Source organism: Actinacidiphila alni, assembly GCF_900112845.1.
Lineage (GTDB): Bacteria > Actinomycetota > Actinomycetes > Streptomycetales > Streptomycetaceae > Actinacidiphila > Actinacidiphila alni.
Genome location: NZ_FONG01000003.1, coordinates 451,705 through 470,038, shown reverse-complemented (window position 1 = coordinate 470,038; position 18,334 = coordinate 451,705). Strand labels below are relative to the sequence as shown.

The 18,334-nt window shown below is 73.5% G+C and carries 15 protein-coding genes; 10 read left to right on the top strand and 5 right to left on the bottom strand.

Annotation, left to right across the window (positions count from 1 at the left end):
• Nucleotides 1–8: 8 nt before the first annotated feature.
• Nucleotides 9–1,043, bottom strand: coding sequence for an ABC transporter substrate-binding protein (locus tag BM076_RS07745; RefSeq protein WP_093712610.1), 1,035 nt, complete (start codon nt 1,041–1,043; stop codon nt 9–11).
• Nucleotides 1,044–1,440: 397 nt separating this feature from the next.
• On the opposite strand from BM076_RS07745, the gene BM076_RS07740 reads away from it, so the two are divergent.
• Genes BM076_RS07740 through BM076_RS07730 form a run of 3 tightly spaced genes read left to right on the top strand, consistent with a single transcriptional unit; the run spans nt 1,441 to nt 4,564 of the window.
• Nucleotides 1,441–2,547, top strand: a complete 1,107-nt coding sequence (locus tag BM076_RS07740; RefSeq protein ID WP_093712609.1) for a FecCD family ABC transporter permease — start codon at nt 1,441–1,443, stop codon at nt 2,545–2,547.
• Nucleotides 2,544–3,647: a FecCD family ABC transporter permease gene (locus BM076_RS07735; RefSeq protein ID WP_093712608.1), complete on the top strand. Its 1,104-nt coding sequence runs from the start codon at nt 2,544–2,546 to the stop codon at nt 3,645–3,647. The genes BM076_RS07740 and BM076_RS07735 overlap by 4 nt, the downstream gene beginning before the upstream one ends.
• An 8-nt stretch (nt 3,648–3,655) precedes the next feature.
• Nucleotides 3,656–4,564, top strand: a complete 909-nt coding sequence (locus BM076_RS07730; RefSeq protein ID WP_093712607.1) for an ABC transporter ATP-binding protein — start codon at nt 3,656–3,658, stop codon at nt 4,562–4,564.
• 36 nt (nt 4,565–4,600) lie between these two features.
• Here the strand turns inward: BM076_RS07730 and BM076_RS07725 are convergent, their stop codons facing one another.
• On the bottom strand, nt 4,601–5,236 hold the full coding sequence (locus BM076_RS07725) for a TetR/AcrR family transcriptional regulator (RefSeq protein ID WP_093712606.1): 636 nt from the start codon (nt 5,234–5,236) through the stop codon (nt 4,601–4,603).
• A gap of 101 nt (nt 5,237–5,337) precedes the next feature.
• Here BM076_RS07725 and BM076_RS07720 point away from each other — a divergent pair, with 101 nt between their 5' ends.
• From BM076_RS07720 to BM076_RS07710, 3 genes are all read left to right on the top strand, one after another.
• Nucleotides 5,338–6,315: a zinc-dependent alcohol dehydrogenase family protein gene (locus BM076_RS07720; protein WP_093712605.1), complete on the top strand. Its 978-nt coding sequence runs from the start codon at nt 5,338–5,340 to the stop codon at nt 6,313–6,315.
• A gap of 241 nt (nt 6,316–6,556) precedes the next feature.
• Nucleotides 6,557–7,969: a cupin domain-containing protein gene (locus BM076_RS07715; RefSeq protein ID WP_093712604.1), complete on the top strand. Its 1,413-nt coding sequence runs from the start codon at nt 6,557–6,559 to the stop codon at nt 7,967–7,969.
• Between the two features lie 101 nt (nt 7,970–8,070).
• Nucleotides 8,071–9,036 carry a YqcI/YcgG family protein gene (locus tag BM076_RS07710; RefSeq protein WP_093712603.1) on the top strand — a complete coding sequence of 322 codons (966 nt, stop codon included), beginning with the start codon at nt 8,071–8,073 and terminating at the stop codon, nt 9,034–9,036.
• A gap of 70 nt (nt 9,037–9,106) precedes the next feature.
• Here the strand turns inward: BM076_RS07710 and BM076_RS07705 are convergent, their stop codons facing one another.
• Entirely contained in the window at nt 9,107–9,823 is a 717-nt protein-coding gene (locus BM076_RS07705; RefSeq protein ID WP_093712602.1) for a TetR/AcrR family transcriptional regulator, read from the bottom strand.
• A 176-nt stretch (nt 9,824–9,999) separates the two neighbouring features.
• Between BM076_RS07705 and BM076_RS07700 the strand changes: the two genes are divergently transcribed.
• Nucleotides 10,000–10,911: a siderophore-interacting protein gene (locus BM076_RS07700; RefSeq protein ID WP_177246364.1), complete on the top strand. Its 912-nt coding sequence runs from the start codon at nt 10,000–10,002 to the stop codon at nt 10,909–10,911.
• Nucleotides 10,912–11,102: 191 nt separating this feature from the next.
• Here the strand turns inward: BM076_RS07700 and BM076_RS07695 are convergent, their stop codons facing one another.
• Both BM076_RS07695 and BM076_RS07690 read right to left on the bottom strand, forming a co-directional pair.
• Nucleotides 11,103–12,746 (bottom strand): (2,3-dihydroxybenzoyl)adenylate synthase, encoded by a 1,644-nt coding sequence (locus tag BM076_RS07695; protein WP_093712600.1) that lies wholly within the window; start codon nt 12,744–12,746, stop codon nt 11,103–11,105.
• 72 nt (nt 12,747–12,818) lie between these two features.
• Entirely contained in the window at nt 12,819–14,225 is a 1,407-nt protein-coding gene (locus BM076_RS07690) for a salicylate synthase (RefSeq protein ID WP_177246363.1), read from the bottom strand.
• 224 nt (nt 14,226–14,449) lie between these two features.
• Here BM076_RS07690 and BM076_RS07685 point away from each other — a divergent pair, with 224 nt between their 5' ends.
• The 3 genes from BM076_RS07685 to BM076_RS07675 all read left to right on the top strand — a co-directional run bounded on the left by BM076_RS07685 (nt 14,450) and on the right by BM076_RS07675 (nt 18,120).
• Nucleotides 14,450–14,797 (top strand): phosphopantetheine-binding protein, encoded by a 348-nt coding sequence (locus BM076_RS07685; protein WP_093712599.1) that lies wholly within the window; start codon nt 14,450–14,452, stop codon nt 14,795–14,797.
• Nucleotides 14,794–15,567 (top strand): thioesterase II family protein, encoded by a 774-nt coding sequence (locus tag BM076_RS07680; RefSeq protein ID WP_093712598.1) that lies wholly within the window; start codon nt 14,794–14,796, stop codon nt 15,565–15,567. The genes BM076_RS07685 and BM076_RS07680 overlap by 4 nt, the downstream gene beginning before the upstream one ends.
• Nucleotides 15,568–15,786: 219 nt before the next feature.
• On the top strand, nt 15,787–18,120 hold the full coding sequence (locus tag BM076_RS07675; RefSeq protein ID WP_245795829.1) for a polyketide synthase: 2,334 nt from the start codon (nt 15,787–15,789) through the stop codon (nt 18,118–18,120).
• Nucleotides 18,121–18,334 lie beyond the last annotated feature (214 nt).

Sequence of the window (18,334 nt, the reverse complement as noted above, 5' to 3'; positions counted from 1 at the left end):
GGCCGCCGTCACAGCGCGGAGAGCGCCTTCTCGAAGTCGTCGAGCGCGCCGATCGCGTCCTCGTAGCCGCCGGGCAGGAAGTAGATGCTGCCGAACAGGTGTTTGGCCTTGGTTGCGGGGAGCTGCTGGAAGGACTTCTGGGCGAACAGCTTCGGGCCGAGGTTGGCGGGCTTCCCGTCGTTGGTCGTGTAGTAGAAGATCGCGTCCGCGTCCGACAGCTTGCCGGTGACCAGCTCGTAGGAGACGGCCTGCTGGACCGCGAGCCGCTTGCTCGCGGTGGCGAACTGGGCGCCCGCGTCCGCGAGGATGCCGCCGATCGGCGACCCGGCGCCGTACAGCCACCACTGGCCCTCGTCGAAGCCGCCCTGGAGCAGGTCCCAGTGGACGCGGCCGAGGACGGCGGCGTACTTCTGCTTGATGTCGGCGACGCGCTGGGTGTAGCGCTTCTTGAGCTGGTCGAGCGCGGTCGGCACGCCGAGGACGGCGGCGGTCTGGTCGGCCATGTCACGCCAGGGCGCCTTGGACTTGGAGAACGGCAGCAGCACCGTCGGCGCCAGCTGGCTCAGCTGGCTGTACGGCAGATTCGCCTGCACATCGATGCCGATGATCAGGTCGGGGCGCAGGGCGGCGACCTTCTCGACCTCGATGGCGCCGCCGACGCCGTTGGAGACCTTGGGGATCTTCTTCCAGCGGTCGAGGTCGCGCTGCGGGACGTACTCCTCGCCCGCGTTGAACACGCCCGCCGGGGTCTGCCCGAGGTCGAACATCGCGGACATCGGGAAGTCGTTGATGGCGACGACGCGCTTGGGCTGTGCGGGGACCTTGATCGGGCCCTTGGCGGAGTCGACGGTACGGGTGCCCTTCGCACCGTCCTTCGCACCGCTCTTGGTGCCGGCCGTGCCACTGGATCCTGGGCCGGCGTCGGAGTCCGAGCCGCCGGAACCGCAGGCGGCGAGCCCGAAGAGGGCGGCGCCTGCGGCGCCCGCGCCGAGCAGGGTGCGGCGGGCGGGGCGCGACGGACCGGGACCGGGCGGCAGGGACATGGGGACCTCCGAGCGGAAACTTAGGTTCACCTAACTTTGGTTACCCTAAGCGCGGCTTTCCGCAGTGGATTCGAGGCCCGGTCACCAGATATCGGCAACAGGTCAGCGGCGGCAGGCGATGTCGTCGGTCGGCCGCGCGAACCGCCCGCGGTCAACTCCCCCGCCCGGCCCGGAATTCGGCACTCCGGAGCGGCCGCGCGACCGTCCGGGACGGCGTCGGGACGCCCGCGGGAGAGGCCGCTCCGGATGTCCGGACAGCGACACAAGATGTCTTGTTACCGCTGACCTGCCGCACCCCGGCAGGGCGATTCGCCGCAAGGGGCGGCAGAACGGCCACACCTCTTAAGTTAGCCTGCCCTTACTTTTCACCCGGGTGACGTGCGCCGAGGAGTGGTCCATGAACGTCTTGCGAGCCCGTAGCGGGCCCGCCCCGGCACCGGCCGCGGCCGATGCCGCGCCGCCGGGCGGACCGGTCCGCGCGCCGCGCCCCGCACCCGGCCGTGACCGTACGGCGGTGCTCGGCGGCGGGCTGGTCGTGGCGGTCGCGGTGCTCGCCGTGGCGGTCGTCCTGAGCCTGGCGGTCGGGGCGAAGTCCGTGCCGCTGGGCACCGTTCTGGACACCGTCTTCCATCACGACTCCGGCGACGCCGACCAGACGATCGTCACCTCGCTGCGGCTGCCGCGTACCGTCGTCGGTCTGCTGGCGGGCGCCGCGCTCGGTCTCGCGGGCACGGTGATGCAGGGGCTGACCCGCAATCCGCTGGCCGATCCCGGTCTGCTCGGGGTCGACGCGGGCGCCTCGCTCGCCGTCGTGACCGCGATCAGCGTCTTCGGCATCACGTCCTTCACCGGCTATGTGTGGTTCGGCTTCGTGGGCGCCGCGGTGGCCGCGCTGCTGGTGCACTTCGTCGGGTCGCTGGGCCGCGAGGGCGCGACACCGGTCAAGCTGGCGCTCGCGGGCGCGGCCGTCAGCGCGGGTCTGACCTCGCTGACCACCGCTGTGCTGCTCACCGACACCGCGACCTTCGACCGCTTCCGGTTCTGGGAGGTCGGTTCGCTGGCCGGCCGCGAACTGTCCGTCGCCGGCCAGGCCGGGCCCTTCCTGCTGGTCGGCGCGGTGTGCGCGCTGGGGTCCGGGCGGCTGCTCAACACCCTGAGCCTGGGCGAGGACACCGCCCGCGGCCTCGGCCAGAACATCGCCGCGGCGCGTGTCTTCTGCGCGGCGTCCGTGGTGCTGCTGTGCGGGGCGGCCACCGCGCTGGCCGGGCCGATCGGCTTCGTCGGGCTCACGGTGCCGCACATCGTGCGGTCCTTCACCGGGCCCGACCACCGCTGGGTGCTGCCGTATTCGATGCTCGTCGCCCCGGCGCTGCTGCTGGTCTCCGACGTGGTCGGCCGGGTGGTGGCGCGGCCGGGTGAGATCCAGGTCGGCATCGTCACCGCGGTGCTCGGTGCGCCGGTGCTCATCGCGCTGGTCCGGCGCGGGAAGCAGGCGAGGCTGTGAGCGCGGCGCCCGCGGCCGACGTCGCGCGGCCCGCCGGGTCCGGCAAGACCGGCAAGACCGGCAAGGAAGTCGAGGCCGTACGGGCGGTCCGCGCGGCCCGTACCCGGCCGCGGGCCCGGACCGGCGCGGTGGCGCTCGCTCTCGTGCTGTGCGTGGCCGGACTGTTCTGCGCGTCGCTGTGCGTCGGCAGCTTTTCGGTGCCGCTGCCCGATGTGCTGCGGTCGCTGACCGGGCACGGGGACGGCGCCACCGACTTCATCGTGCTCAAGGTACGGCTGCCACGGGCGCTGACCGCGCTCGCGGCCGGGGCCGCCTTCGGGCTGTCGGGTGCCGTCTTCCAGACGCTGATCCGCAATCCGCTGGCCAGCCCGGACGTCATCGGCATCACGTCCGGCGCGAGTGCGGCGGCGGTGGTGGCGATCGTGGTGTTCGGGCTCGGCGGCGCCGCGGTGTCCGGACTCGCGGTGGCCGGCGCCCTGGTCACGGCGCTGGCGATCTATCTGCTGGCCTGGCGGCGCGGGGTGACGGGATACCGGCTGGTCCTCGTCGGCATCGGTGTGGCCGCCGGGCTCTCCAGCATCGTGTCCTTCCTGATGACCCGCGCCGACGTCTACACCGCGCAGCAGGCGCTGCTCTGGCTGACCGGCAGCCTCGGCGCCGCGGACTGGCCGCTGGCCCGCGCGCTGCTGCTGTGCCTGGCACCGCTGCTGCCCGCGGTCTGCCTCGCCGTACGCTCGCTGCCGGTGCTCTCCCTCGGCGACGACACCGCCACCGGGCTCGGTGTCCGGGTCGAACGCAGCCGCCTGGTGCTGATCGGCCTCGCCGTCTGTCTCGCGGCCGTCGCCACCGCCGCCACCGGGCCAGTCGCCTTCGTCGCCTTCCTCTCCGGGCCCCTCGCCCGCCGCCTCGTGCACGGCCGCGGCCCCGCCCTGACCCTGTCCGCGCTCACCGGCGCGGTCACCATGCTCGCCTGCGACTTCACCGGCCAGCACCTGCTGGGCCCGACCGAATTCCCGGTCGGCGTCGTCACCGGCGTCCTCGGCGCCCCCGCACTGCTCCTGCTACTGGCCCGCGCCAACCGCGTCGGCCAGGGAGGTTGAGTCCCCCGATGCCCCAGCCCGACACCCGCACATCCCCGCGCCCCGCAGCCGACCACCCGTCGCCCGAGGCGGCCGGCGCGGCGAAGCCCCCGTGCGAACCGGCGCAGGCGCCGAGTACGCTCGCCGCGCGCGGGCTGCGGCTCGGCTACGACGGGCGGACCGTGGTCGAGGGGCTGACCGCGCAGGTGCCCACCGGCCGGGTGACGATGATCGTGGGGCCCAACGCGTGCGGGAAGTCGACGCTGCTGCGGGGCCTGGCACGGCTGCTGACGCCGGCGGCGGGCGAGGTGCTGCTTGACGGGCAGGACATCCACCGGCTGCCGACGCGTCAGGTCGCGGCGCGGCTGGGGATCCTGCCGCAGACGCCGGTGGCGCCGGACGGCATCCGCGTGGTGGATCTGGTCGGCAGGGGCCGCTACCCGCATCAGGGCTGGTTCAGGCGGTGGACGGCCGCCGACGACGAGGCCGTCGCGGAAGCGCTGGCGGCGACCGACACGCTGGATCTGGCCGAGCGGTCGGTGGACGAACTGTCCGGCGGGCAGCGTCAGCGGGTGTGGATCGCGGTGGCGCTGGCGCAGCGCACCGGCGTGCTGCTGCTGGACGAGCCGACGACGTATCTCGACCTGCCGCATCAGGTGGAGGTGCTCGACCTGGTCACCGATCTGAACCGGCAGCGCGGCGCGACCGTCGTCACGGTGCTGCACGACCTCAATCTGGCGTGCCGCTACGGCGATCACCTCATCGCGATGAAGGACGGGCGGATCGCGGCGGAGGGCCCGCCCGCGGAGGTGGTGACCGAGGAGGCGGTGCGGGACATCTTCGGCATGGAGTGCCGGATCGTCACCGACGAGGTCTCGGCGACGCCGCTGGTGCTGCCGATCGGCCGGCACCATGTCCGCGGCCCGGCCGCCGGCTGACCGCGGCTGCCACAGACGTCGCCGCCCCGCCGCCCGTCAGACGAGACCGCGCCGTACGGCGAGCGCGAGCCGGGCGGCGGGCGGCAGCGGGCCGTGTTCGGGCGCGGCGCTGAACGCCTGGACGGCCAGGGCGGCGAAGCGGCGGGAGGCGGCGACCCGGGCGGCGCGCGAGGCGGCGTGGATGCCGCCGTTGGCCATCAGGACGAGGATCAGGTCGTCCAGGACGAAGTCGTCGCGCAGCCGTCCGTCGGCCTTGGCCCGCCGGGCCAGCTCGCCGATCGCCTTCATCGCGTAGTCGCGTCCGGTCGCGAAGTCGATCGCGTGCGGGAAAGCCGACATGAAGGCCGCGGTGAAGCCGCGGTCGCGCGCGTGCAGCTCGCAGATCCTCTCGATCACCAGGCAGAAGCCGTGCCAGGGATCGGGATCGGCGAGCCCTTCGTCGACGATGGCGTGGCACGCCGAGAGCTGTTCCATGAACGCCTCGGTGACCAGGGCCTCCTTGGTCGGGAAGCGCCGGTAGAGGGTGGCGGGGCCGACTCCGGCGCGCCGGGCGATCTCCCGCATCGGCACGTTCAGGCCGTCCGCGGCGAAGACGGCGCGGGCCGCCTCGAGGATCCGCTCGCGGTTGTCGAGGGCGTCGGAACGCAGCGTATGAGGCAAACGATCGGTCACCGCTCTCACTTTAGCCAAACGGACGGGGGCGTCCGTTAACGTCGCGATCATCCCCGGACGCCGCAGGCCCGGGTGTTCCCGGCGCACAAGGAGACACGCACGTGAAGGCAGTCACGATCCGGACGTTCGGCGCCCCCGAGGGCCTCGAGGTCACCGATCTCCCCGAGCCCGCGCCCGCCGCCGGCCAGGTGCTGATCACTCCGGAGGCGATCGGTGTCGGCGGTGTGGACGTCATGATCCGCAGCGGCATCCTGTCCGGGTACGGATTCACCGAGGGCCACATCCCCGGCAGTGAGGTGGCGGGCACCGTCACGGCGGTCGGCGCCGGGGTGGACCCTTCGTGGGCGGGCCGCCGGGTGTGGGCGTTCACCGGGACCGGCGGCGGCTATGTCGAGCGGGCGCTCGCCTCGGCGCAGGAGATCCTGCCGCTGCCCGACTCCCTGTCCCCGGTGGACGCGGTGACGCTCGGCAGTTCGGGCGTGGTGGCCCATTTCGCGCTGGCGCACGCCCACTTCGCACCGGGCGAATCGGTGCTGGTGCGGGGCGCGGCGGGCAGCATCGGCATCCTCGCCGTACGGCTCGCGGCGCTGGCGGGCGCGAGCGCGGTCGCCGTCACGACGTCGTCGGCCGAGCGCGGCGAGCGGCTGCGCGCGCTCGGCGCGACGCATGTCCTGGACCGCTCGGGCGATGATCTCGCCGGTGCGGGGAATCCGGCGGCGCCAACCGGCTACGACGTGATCGTGGACATCGTCGGCGGGTCCGAACTGCCCGCGTTCTTCGGCCTGTTGCGGCCCGGCGGACGCATGGTGACGGTCGGCATGGTCGCGGGTCCGCCGCCCGCGGACTTCGGTTCGGCGCTGATCGGCGCCTTTCAGAGGTCGCTGTCCTTCGCGACCTTCAGCTCCGACGTCGTGCCGCTCGCGGACCGGCAGGCGGTACGGGCCGAGCAGTTCGCCGCCGCGGGCCGCGGGGAGCTGCCCGCCGTGGTGCACGAGGTGCTGCCGCTGGATCAGGCGGAGCTGGCCCACCGGAAGATGGACGCGGGCGAGGTGTTCGGGCGGATCGTCCTGACGCCATGACGCAGGGACCGCGGCGACAGAAGGGCCGCGGTGACGAACGGACCGCGGTGACGGAAGGGCCGCCGCGGGGACCGTAGGACGGCGCGGAACGTACGACCGTGACGCATGTGACGGCAAGTGGTCTTGACGTGCCGAGGAAGTAAGGCAAGGCTTACCTAAGTTCAGCGACGCGTGCGGTCGGCGTGTGCCCCGCACGCGCCGCCTCCGCATGCCCGCGCCCGCTTCCTCTGGAGGACCCGTCATGCCCGTGAAGTACTCGGAGACCTTCGCCCGTCTCGCCACCGGGGAACTGCACGACGTCGTCAAGGCGTTCGCGGCCAACCCGGCGTTCAGAGCCGCGGAATGGGAGGAGCTGACCACCGAGGACAATCCGTACCGCAGGCCGGTGCGGCCCGACGATCTGGCGTGGCTCGACTACAGCAAGCAGATGCCCGTCGCGAAGGCGCTCAAACTCAGCGCGCTGCTCGGCCACCGCATGCTGCGCAATGTCTACGACACCGAGCTGCTGTTCCTGCCGCCGTCGGGCGGGGTAGACGGCCCGGCCGCGACCGACGCGGCCACGTTCTACAGCGAGGAGAACCGCGTACTGGGCGCGCTCGCCGCCCCCGTGCTCGAACAGCACCTGTTCGGGCTGCTGGAGTCCGAGCGCAAGCCGCTGGCCGGCTACAGCCAGGACCAGGTCGTCGCCGACATCGAGGCGTACCACGAGCGGCGCCGCGAGGAGTCGGGCAAGGCGTTCGTCGCCGCGCTGTCCACGCAGGACCGCAGGGCGTCCGCGACCTTCACGCTGCTCCAGCTGAGCGCGTACCTGCCCGCGAGCCGCATGGCGATCGGGCGGGCCGCGCTCGGCGAGTACGACGCCGAGCACCCCGGCGCGCGGATCACGCTGCTGGACGACTACCGCACCTGGGCCGGGCTGCACGACGAGTACCGCTCGCTGATGGAGGGCGCGGGCCTGCGGACCACCACCGGCGCCTACTGGCAGCTCTACCTCGGCACGTCGCTCGCTCGCGGCAATCACCTGCACTGGCTGTCGCGCAACCGGGAGAAGTACCCGGAGTTCCTGGGCGCGCTGCTGCACCACGGCATCGACCAGGCGGTCACCGCGGGCCGCTTCGCCGACGTCTTCGAGGACGGGCTCGGGGTGCGGTCCTCGCTCTTCGACCACCTGGGCCGCGACTCGGGCCACCTGCGCGAACTGACCGACCGCTGGGTGGCGCCACTGAGCAGGCTCTACGGCCCCGAGGCGGTCGGCCGCTTCCACAACGGCTTCGTGGACGCCGCGTGGCTGGCCCAGCTGTGGGACGAGGACCTGGCGCTGCAGCTCGCGTGGGCCGACGACATACCGGCTCACCAGAAGAAGGCCGAGGCGATCCACCGCTACATCGAGGACAACAACATCACCGTCGACCTCGACACCTTCGTCGAGAGCAACGAGGAGACCTCGACCACTCATGTGCACAACGAGCACCGGCTGGTGATGATCGAGAAGGGCGAGATGCACTTCTGGAACAACGTCACGCACAAGATCGACCTGCACGAGGGCGACAAGGTGCTGATCCCGGTGTCGCGGCTGCACGGTTCGACGGTGCTGTCCGGCGAGTGCACCTACCACCAGCCGATCATCCCGGAGGAGATGTACCAGCGGTTCTGACGGCGTCCGCCGGGGTCCGGGGCGCTCGGCCCCCGGACCCCGGCACGCCGCCCGCCCGTCGACCGTCTCCCGTTTCCCTCCTCCGGACGGAGTCCCCGCACATGTCCCGAAGTCCCGCCGCCCTGCCCGCCGTTCGCACCATCGGCAGCACCCCGTCATGGGGTACGGCCGCAGCGGAAGGTCTGCTGGAGACGCTCCTCGACCAGGAGCGGCCCTTCCCCTGCACCTTCGCCGTGGCCGCGGCCAAGAAGCAGTCGCTGCGCTTCGGTTTCGTCGACAGCCCGCACGACGAGAGCACCTGGGCGCCGCTCGCGGACATCCTCCGCGAATACCTCGACGTCTACCGGCAGCTCGGCAAGGACACCTCGCTCGTGGTGCTCTTCCGGCCCGACGACGAACCCCGCACGCTGGACGAGTACTTCCACCGCTTCTGGGCGGTGCTGCAGTATCTGCACGACGGCGACACCGAGCCCTGGCCGGAGTCGACGCCGCTGGATCCCGAGGATCTGTGGTGGGAGTTCAGCTACGGCGGCACCGAGATCTTCGTCGTCTGCAACACCCCGGCCCATACGACCCGGCACAGCCGCCACAATCCGGGCTTCATGATCACCTTCCAGCCCCGCTGGGTGTTCGAGGGCCTGGAGGCCGACACACCGCGCGGGGCGAAGGCCCGGCAGGTGATCCGCAACCGGATCCGGCGGTTCGACGGCATGGAGCCTGCGGTCGAACTCGGCAATCACGGCGAGGACGGCAACCGGGAGTGGCGGCAGTATTTCCTGCCCGACAGCGCCGAGGGGTCGACTCCGGCCTGCCCGTTCCTGGCGCGGGCCGGCGCGCGCACCGCGGCGGCGGGCGCGGCGAAGGCCGCCTCGCCGGACGAGACCTGGTCCGTCCTCATCAATGACGAGGGCCAGTTCTCGCTGTGGTCGGCGACGGTACCCGTGCCCGACCACTGGCGCGAGACCGGTATCAGTGGCGACCGGTCGGCGTGCCTGGCGCAGGTCGCCCACGCCTGGACCGACATGCGCCCGGCGACCTCGCGGCGGCGGAGCCTCGAACCGGTGTGAGCCGACTCGCGGTGTGATGACGGACGCCCGCCGTCAGGACAGTGGGCGCCGCCTTCGGGGGCGGCGCCCACTACCGCGTTGGGGCCAGGACGACGAGGCCGTCGAGCAGCACATCGAGCTTGCGCGCGAACCAGTCGCCGGGGCTGCCGTTGACGATGCCGGTCAGCGCCTCCCGCAGCCGCGGGTCCACCGACGGCAGCGCGTCGGGCAGCATCTCGCGCCGCAGGTCGGCCGCCTGGTCGGCGGTCTTCGCCGGTTCGTCCCTGCGCTGCCCGGCCAGGAAGAACATCAGCACCTGCTCGTGCACCAGGTCGTAGGCGAGTATCGCGTTCTCGGCGGTGAAGCCGAGGTCGACCAGGTGGGTGACCATCCGGTGGCTGACCTCGCCGTAGGCGGCGGAGTCGATCCGCAGCGAGACGATGTGTCCGGCCAGGCCCGCGTACCGGTCGAGCAGGTGGAAGGTCGCCCAGGCGTGGTCGCCCAGGTCGCCGCGCCACTGCCCGCTCGGCTCCGGCCACCGCGTGTCCGTCACCACGGCGTCCACGGCCGCTGAGATCAGCGCGTCGCGGGTCGGGAAGTAGCGGTAGAGCGTGGAGTGCTTGATCCCCAGCTCCTGCGCGACGCTGCTCATGCCGAGCTGACCGAAGCCGACGGTGAGCGCCGCCTTGATGATCGCCTCGCGGTCCACCTGCGGCGGCCGGCCGAGCCGGGGCGTGCGCAGACCGCGGACGGCCCCCGGCCGCTCCGCCGGCCGGCGCGACTCGACCGGCTCACTGTTCCTGGTCATGGGCCTTATTCTCCCCCACCGCGAGAGGCCGCGTCCGGTGCCCGGCGCCCCTTTAGCGACATCATGTTGTCAATAACTTTGGTTAGGCATACCTTCATTACGTTCCCGATGTCACGGTCCGATGCCACGATCCGATGTCGCGGCTCGACGCCCGATGTTCTTCGCAAGGAGTGCTCATGCCCCCGATCCAGGAGGAGCTGCGCAGGCGTACCCGTCTGAGCCGCCCGCAGGTCCGGATACGCCGCGCCGAGGTGGTGCGGACCGCGGAACCGGCCCCGCGGATCCGCCGGATCACGATCGGCGGACCGGATCTCGCGGGGTGCGCGGACGGCGCGCTGCCCGCCGACGCCTGGAAATTCCTGCTCCCGCCGGACGGGCGCGGCCCCGTACACCTGCCGGTGATCGGCGCCGACGGCATGCCGGGGTACGAGCCCGGAGCGGTGCCGCCCATCATGCGGGCGTTCACCGTCCGCTCGGTGGACCCGGCGGCGAACGAGCTGACCGTGGACGTGCTGCTGCACGGCGACACCCCGGCCACCGTCTGGGCGCGGCACGCGGCACCCGGCGACCTCGTGGGCCTCGCCGGGCCGCGCCATGAATTCTTCGCCTCCCCCGAGGCCGGCTGGCATCTGCTGGCCGGCGACGAGTCGGCGCTGCCCGCGATCGCCACCATCATCGAGTCGCTGCCGGCCGACACCCCGGTCGTCGCCCTCATCGAGGTGCGGGACGAGGCGGACCGGATCGACATCGCGGCCCCCGCGGGCGCCGAGGTGCACTGGCTGTACCGGGGCGGCGCGCCCGAGGCCGGCAGCGGCCTGCTGGAGAAGGCCGTACGCGGCCTGGACCGGCCGTTCGCCGACGCCCAGGTCTGGATCGGCGCCGAGGCCGCCGCCGTACGGTCGGTCCGCCGCCATCTGCTGGACGAACGCGGCCTGCCCAGGCCCCAGTTGCAGGCGGCGGCGTACTGGAAGCGGTCGCTCACCAGCGACCAGCGCGACATCGAGGTCTTCGCCGCCTACCAGGCGGCGGTGGCCGCCGGCGGCGACCCTGACGACCCGGCGCTGACCACCGAGGCCGACCTGGCGTAGGCCGGCGGCGAGGCGTGCGATCGGGAGCCTCAACACATCGGCGGCGCCGTCCGGGCGGACGGCGCCGCGTGGCGCATGCCGGACGGCGCCGCGTGGCGCATGCCGGACGGCGCCGCGTGGTGCATGCCGGACGGCGCCGCCGGGCGTGCGCCGCGCCGCCCGGCGGCCCGGACTCCCGGTCGTGCCCGCCGTCACCCGGCGGGCGGGACGGGCTGCGGCGGGGTCGCCGCACCCAGCAGGGCCTTGCGGTCCACCTTGCCGATCGCGGTGAGCGGGAGGGAGCCGATCGCCGTCAGACGGTCGGGGACCTTGAATCCGGCCAGACCGCGCGCCCGGAGGAATTCCCCGGCCTCGGCCGCGCTCGGGCAGCCGAGGCCCTGTTCCAGCACCACGAAGGCGGCGATCCGCTCGCCGAGCACGGGGTCGGGCTCGCCGACCACGGCCGCCTGCCGGACCGCCGGGTGCGCGGCGAGCTGCTCCTCGACCTCCTCGGCGGACACCTTCTCCCCGGCCCGGTTGATGACTTCCTTGATCCGGCCCTCCACGACCAAGTGGCCGCTCGGCAGCCGCCGTACGAGATCCCCGGTGCGGTACCAACCCTCGTTGAACGTCCGGGCGTTGTGCTCGGGCAGCCGGTAGTAGCCGCGCAGCGTGTACGGGCCGCGGGTCAGCAACTGGCCGACGGCGCCCGGCGGTACGTCGTGCCCCTCGTCGTCCACGACCCGCACCTCGTCGGCGGGGCTGAGCGGCCGGCCCTGGGTGGTCAGGACGATGTCCTCGGGGTCGTCGGCGCGAGTCAGATTGAGCAGCCCCTCGGCCATGCCGAACACCTGCTGGAGCGCGCAGCCGAGCACGGGGCGGACCCGCGCGGCGGTCGCGGCGTCGGGTTTGGCGCCGCCGACCTGGACCAGCCGCAGGCTGGAGACGTCCTCGGGCAGCCATTCCTGGGCGTCCAGCCACAGGCCGAGCAGCGATGGTACGAGGGCGGTCGCCGTCACCCGCTCCTCGGCGATCAGCCGCAGCGCCTCGTCGGGGCTGGGGTCGTCCGGCAGCACCACGGTGCCGCCGACGGCGAGCGTGCCGAGCACCCCGGGGCAGGCCAGCGCGAAATTGTGCGCGGCGGGCAGCGCCGCGAGGTAGACGGTGTCCCGGTCGAAGCCGCACACCTCGGCGGAGGCGCGGGCGTTGTAGGTGTAGTCGTTGTGGGTGCGCGGAATGAGCTTGGGCAGCCCTGTGGTGCCCCCGGACAGCAGGAAGAGCGCCGCGTCGTCGGCCGGTCCCGCGAAGGGCAGCGGTTCGCCGCTCCGGTCCCGGCCCGCCGCCTCCACGGCGTCCAGCGCGGTGAACTCCTGTGCGTCGCCCGCGACCAGCACATGCGGCAGGTCGATGTCCGGCCGTGCGAGCAGACCCCGGGCGTCCGCGCGGTAGTCGTGCCCCAGGTAGCGGTCGGGGACGACATATCCGCGGGCGCCGGAGAAGGCGCACAAGTGGCCGATCTCCCGCAGGCGGTGGGCGGGCAGCGCGTACACGGGCAGCGCGCCGATCCGCAGCAGGGCGAAGGTGACGATGACGAATTCCGGGCGGTTGGGCAGGTGGACGACGATCCGGTCGCCGCGCGCAAGGCCCAGCGCGAGCAGGCCGCGCGCCAAGTCGTCGGCGCGGGCGTCCAGTTCCGCGTACGTCATCCGCGCTCCGCCGCCGACCACCGCCGTACGGTCGCCGTGCTCGGCGGCGGAGCGGCGCAGCAGCGTGTCGAGCGGCTCGTCGGTCCAGTAGCCGTCGCGGCGGTGGCGGGCGGCTTCGTCGGGTGGCCACGGTACGCATCCGGGCTGCATGCGGGTCGTCCTCTCCTCGCGGGCGGGGTGATCGGGGCGGGGCGGGCCGCACGGGGCCCGGCGGGCGCGCCGTTACGGCCGGGCGGTGGTCCGCGACCGTGCGGCGTCTTCTTCCTGATCGGGCGTCAGGTACGGGGCCACGCTGGCGAGTTTCTCGCAGGTCTCGCGGTATTCGCGGGCCGGATCGGAGACGGCGACGATGCCGGCGCCGGCCCGCACGAAGGTCCGGCCCTCGTGGGTGTAGACGGTGCGCAGGGCGAGTGCCGCGTCCAGGTCGCCGTCCGCGGTGGCCCGCAGCACGGCGCCGGAGTACAGCCCGCGGGTGCCGGGTTCGTTGTCGGCGATGACCTCGTAGGCGGCGGGCTTGGGGATGCCGGAGGCGGTGACGGCGGGGAACAGCGCGGCGAAGGCGTCCCACCGGCTGCGGTCGGCCCGCAGCCTGCCGCGTACGCGGGAGCCCAAGTGCCGTACGCTGCCGCGCTCCTTGACCGCCATGAATTCGTCGACCGCGACGGAGCCGGGCGCGCACAGGGCGCGCATCTCGGTGTCGGCGAGCAGCACCGATACGGCGTGCTCGTAGATCTCCTTGACGTCCGTGCGCAGTTCGGCCAGGGTCCTGGCGTCCTGCTCGGGGTCGTCGGTGTGCCGGGCGCGGGTGCCGGCCAGCGGCTGCGAGGTGACCCAGCCGTCGGCGGTGACCTCCGCGACGGTCTCCGGGCTGAATCCGGCGGCCCGCACGTCCGGGAGGTCCAACAGGAAGGACCTGGCGGGGGTGTTGGCGCGGCGGCCGGCCGCGTAGGTGGCCGCGAAGTCCAGCGGGAAGGGCACCTCGACCGGGCGGGAGAGGATCACCTTCTCCAGTTCGCCGCGGCCGATCCGGGCCACCGCGTCCGCGACGGCGGCCTCGTACGCGGCGGGACCTTCCGCCTCCACGTCCAGTGGGCGTACGGCGGGCTGCGGCGCGTCGTCGGAGGTGGCGCCGGCGGCGGCGAGGACGCGTTGCAGCAACTCGGCGTCGGCGCAGCGCAGATCGAGCGATCCCGCGCCGATCTCGACCTCGACCCGCGGCACGAAGAGTTGCGCGAGCACCTGGTCGGGGTCGGCGGGCGGGCGCCCGGCCGCGGCGGCGGCGCTCTCGAAGGCGACCCAGCCGTAGCCGCGCCAGTCGGCCACGGGCACGTCCGCGAGCGCCGCGCCCAGCTCCCGTATCGCATGCTCCGTGGTGCGCGGTGTGACCTGCCGGACGCCGTGCCACTCGGCGGTCACGTATTCCTGACGGACCGTCACAGAACCGAGTTCGCCGCCCGCGAACCACCATCTGCCGTCCTGTTCGTAGACGGCGTGCCGGTCGAACAGGCCGGATCGGGCCAGCCGGACGGCGGTGTCGAGCGGGTCGCGGGGCCCGGCGGCCCGGGTGCGGAAATAGCGGAGCGGGGCGGCACCGAGCGGGCCGGTGGCGGAAGGGGCGTGAGTGGTCACGGAGAACCGTCCTGGGTGTCAACGACGGGGGACGTGAGCAGGTAAGTGAAACGTGAGGTGAATGACGGGATGTCGCAAAATACTTAGGGTAGCCTTGCCTAAGCGTGATGAGCCTAGCTAGCATCCGCCGGTGTGTCCACGTGTGATCCGAAGCCGGCACCGCGTCCCGGAGCTGCCCCTACGGCAGGCCGGGCGGCGGTGCCACCGAACGAGCGAGGGGAACAGTGACGCCGAATCCAGTGGGGCCGTCCGCCACCGCGACAGGCCCTGACGCACCGTCCACGACGACCGGGACCGCCGGGACCGCGGCGGAGGCCGGGGCCATCGGGGCCGCCGGGAATCTCGACCCGGACGGCCTGCGCCGTACCGTCGCGGAGGTGCTCGGCATCGATCCGGAACGGCTCGGTGAGGACGACAATCTCGTCGCCGCCGGGGTCGACTCGGTCAAGGTGATGACCATCTCAGCGCACCTGCGCAGACACCGGGTACGGGTGAGCTTCGCCCGCATGATCGAGGAGCCGACGCTGCTCGCGTGGTGGCGGCTGGTCGAGGAGGGGCGGGCCGCCTCATGACCTCCACTCCGGTCACCAAGTCGCCCTGGCTGCGCACCTTCCGCGCCGCGGGCGACCGTCCGCCCACCCTGGTGCTCTTTCCGCACGCGGGCGGCGGCGCGGGCTTCTACCGCTCATTGGCGGAACGTTTCCCCGTCGACGTCGAGGTGCGGGCCGTCCAGTACCCGGGCCGCGAGGCACGCGCCGGCGAGCCGCTGATCGACGACATGGACACACTCGCCGATCTCGCCACCGACGCGCTGCTCCCGCTGCTCGACCGGCGGTTCGCGATCCTCGGCCACAGCATGGGCGCGCTCGTCGCCTACGAGGTGACGCGCCGTCTGGAGGCGCTCGGCGCCGAGCCGGAGCGGCTGTTCGTCTCCGCCCGGCACCCTCCCGCCGCGCACGGTATGACCAGCAGGGACCGGCACCTGCTGGACGACGACCGGTTCGCCGATGTGCTGCGCGACACCGGCGGCACCCCGCCCGCGCTGCTGGACGACCCCGAGATGCGCGCGTATCTGCTGCCCATCGTCCGCAACGACTACCGGCTCATCGAGACCTACGTCCCCTCCCCCGGCCCGCCCCTGCGCACCGGCATGGTGTCGATCGCCGCCGAGCAGGACGGCACGGTGTCCACCGCCCAGGTCGAGGGCTGGCGGCGCACCACCAGCGGGTCCTTCGAACACCTCACCTTCCCCGGCGGGCACTTCTACCTGCTGGAACAGCCCGCCGAGGTGACGTCCCTGGTCATCGGCCGGCTCGGCTGGGACGGCACGGCCGGGCGGTAGCGCCCGCACCGGATTCCGTACGGCGGCCGGCACCGCGTCGCTACGGAATCCGCACGACCTCCGCACGACGCCCGCGGCACGTCCGTACGGCAGGAGCCGCCGAGCCGTTCCATGCCCCGCCGTCGCCCTTCGCCGCGCCTGCCCGGGCCGGCCGGCACGAGTGCCGCACCGCGTGCGGCCGACAGTCCCCACCGCACCCCACAAGGGAGTTGACCTTTCGTGGCCCATGGCATACCCGCACCGCCCGACGCGGCGGAGGCCGTCGCCGTCGTCGGTATGGCGGTCCGCCTGCCCGGCGCCGACACACCGGAGGCGTTCTGGCGGAATCTGCGGGCCGGTGTCGAATCGCTGAGCACCTTCAGCGACGACGACCTGCTCGCGTCCGGTCTGCCGCCGGCCGCCCTGGACGACCCTGCCCGGGTCAGGACCCGGCCGGTGATCGAAGGACCCGAGCTGTTCGACGCGGCCTTCTTCGGCTACAGCCCCGGCGAGGCCGCCGCCACCGACCCGCAGCACCGGCTCTTCCTGGAGTGCGCGTGGGAGGCGCTGGAGTCCGCGGGACACGATCCGCGCGGCTTCGCCGAGGACGCGGTGAGCGTCTTCGCGGGCACCGGGCCCGACAGCTACTTCCTGCACCATCTGCATCCGCACCAGGCGGCGGCAGGGCCAGGCGCCGGGCCGTTCCAGAATCTGCTCGGCAACAGCGGCGACTTCCTCGCCTCGCGCGTGTCCTTCAAGCTCGACCTCACCGGGCCGAGCGTCACCGTGCAGGCCGGGTGCTCGACCTCGCTGGTCGCCGTGCACCTGGCGGTGCAGAGCCTGCTCGGCGGGGAGTCCGACCTCGCCCTGGCGGGCGGCGCCACTATCTACTTCCCACAGCGCTCGGGCTATGTGTACCGGGAGGGCGGGGTCAATTCGCCGGACGGCCGCTGCCGGGCCTTCGACGCCAAGGCGGCGGGCACCACACCGGGCGACGGCGTCGCGGTGCTCGCGCTGCGCCGGCTGTCGGACGCGCTGGCCGCGGGCGACCCCGTGCTCGGCGTCATCCGCGGCACCGCCGTCAACAACGACGGCGCCGCCAAGGCCGGTTTCACCGCGCCCGCGGTGGATCCGCAGAGCGATGTCGCGGCCGAGGCCCTGGCCGTGGCCGGGGTCGCGCCCGCCGACATCGACTATGTGGAGGCGCACGGCACGGGCACACCGATGGGCGACGCGCTGGAGATCACCGCGCTCACCGACGGCTACGCCGGTGCGCCCACCGGGAGTTGCCGTCTCGGCACCGCCAAGCCGAATGTCGGTGACACCTGGGCGGCGGCCGGGGCCGTGGGACTGGTCAAGGTGCTGCTCGCCCTGGAGCACGAGGAGTTGCCGCCCGTGGTGGGCGCCACCGAGCCCCATCCGGAGATCGACTTCGCATCCAGCCCCTTCCGGCTGAACACCTCGCTCACCTCGTGGAAGCGCGGCGACCGGCCGCGCCGCGCCGCCGTGCACACCTTCGGGATCGGCGGCACCAACGCCCATGTGGTGCTGGAGGAGGCGCCCGGGCAGGCGCTGTCGGCGCGGCGGACGGCGAGCGCGGGCGGCTGGCACGTCCTGCCCCTGTCGGCCCGTACCGACCCCGCGCTGCGCGCCCAGGCCGCCCGGCTGGTCGCTCACCTGGAGGAGCGGCCGGACCTCGCTCTGGACGCGGTCGCCCACACTTTGCTGACCGGCCGGGCCCGCTTCACCCGCCGCGCGGTCGTCCTGGCCCGGGGCCGCCGCGAGGCCCTGGCCGCGCTGCGCTCGGTGGCCGACGAGGGTACGGAGGCAGCCGGGCCGGGGTGGTCGGTCGTCCGGCCGGTGTCCGGCTCCGCTGCCGGGGGCGGCGGTACGCGCCAGGACGGGGCTTTCGCGCCCGACGCGAACGGGGCCGGCGCGGTCCACTCCCCCGCTGATCCGGCCGACGGCTCGGGATCCGGTCCCGATGCCGCGGACCGGCCCACGCCCCACGACGCTGCGGCGCACACGGGCGACCAGCCCTCTGGTGTACCCGCCGGTCTGCTCGCCCGGGCCCGCGCCTGGGCGGAGGGCGGCGACACCCCGCCCGCCGAACCGGTGGCCGAGCCGCCGCGGCGGGTCGCGCTGCCCACGTACCCCTTCGAGCGGGCCCGTCACTGGGTGGCGCCGCCGCGCTTCGCGGAGAGCGGGCCGGCCGCCGGGAGCGGTACGCCGCTCGCCGTGGCGCCGCATCCCCGGCCCCCGCTGGAGACGGCGTACGCGCCGCCGGCCGACCGGCTGGAAGGGCTGGTCACCGAGGCATGGGGCAGTGCGCTCGGGATCGAGGGGGTCGGCAGGGACGACAACTTCTTCGACCTGGGCGGCCATTCGCTGCTCGCCGCGCGGGTCACCACGACGCTGCGCGCGATCCTCCCGGTCAGCACGGACCTCACCGATCTGCTGGACACCCCGCCGACCGCGGCCGGGCACGCCGACCGCCTCCGGCGCCGCCTGCACGACAAGCTCGCCGCACTCACCGACGAGGAAGCCGCGGCCCTGGCCGCCGAACTCGGATAGCACCAGGCGCGGACCCGGCCGGACCACCAAGACCGGTGCCGGGCCCCGGCCCGCACAACAGGCCCCACCGCCACGGCTGTTCGCAGGTCCGCCCGGGACGGGCCCGACCCGCGACCGGGGCGTACGCGACCGCCCGCGCCCGGACCGACCGCCCATCACGTACGGCGCGCTCCGCACCCCACCCGCACGGAATACGAACGGAAGCCGGGAGACC

Bases quoted from the DNA above. Each gene is read 5' to 3' on its own strand.
- BM076_RS07745 (WP_093712610.1), bottom strand. From the start codon at position 1,043: ATGTCCCTGCCGCCCGGTCCCGGTCCGTCGCGCCCCGCCCGCCGCACC.
- BM076_RS07740 (WP_093712609.1), top strand. From the start codon at position 1,441: ATGAACGTCTTGCGAGCCCGTAGCGGGCCCGCCCCGGCACCGGCCGCG.
- BM076_RS07730 (WP_093712607.1), top strand. From the start codon at position 3,656: ATGCCCCAGCCCGACACCCGCACATCCCCGCGCCCCGCAGCCGACCAC.
- BM076_RS07715 (WP_093712604.1), top strand. From the start codon at position 6,557: ATGCCCGTGAAGTACTCGGAGACCTTCGCCCGTCTCGCCACCGGGGAA.
- BM076_RS07710 (WP_093712603.1), top strand. From the start codon at position 8,071: ATGTCCCGAAGTCCCGCCGCCCTGCCCGCCGTTCGCACCATCGGCAGC.
- BM076_RS07705 (WP_093712602.1), bottom strand. From the start codon at position 9,823: ATGACCAGGAACAGTGAGCCGGTCGAGTCGCGCCGGCCGGCGGAGCGG.
- BM076_RS07700 (WP_177246364.1), top strand. From the start codon at position 10,000: ATGCCCCCGATCCAGGAGGAGCTGCGCAGGCGTACCCGTCTGAGCCGC.
- BM076_RS07695 (WP_093712600.1), bottom strand. From the start codon at position 12,746: ATGCAGCCCGGATGCGTACCGTGGCCACCCGACGAAGCCGCCCGCCAC.
- BM076_RS07680 (WP_093712598.1), top strand. From the start codon at position 14,794: ATGACCTCCACTCCGGTCACCAAGTCGCCCTGGCTGCGCACCTTCCGC.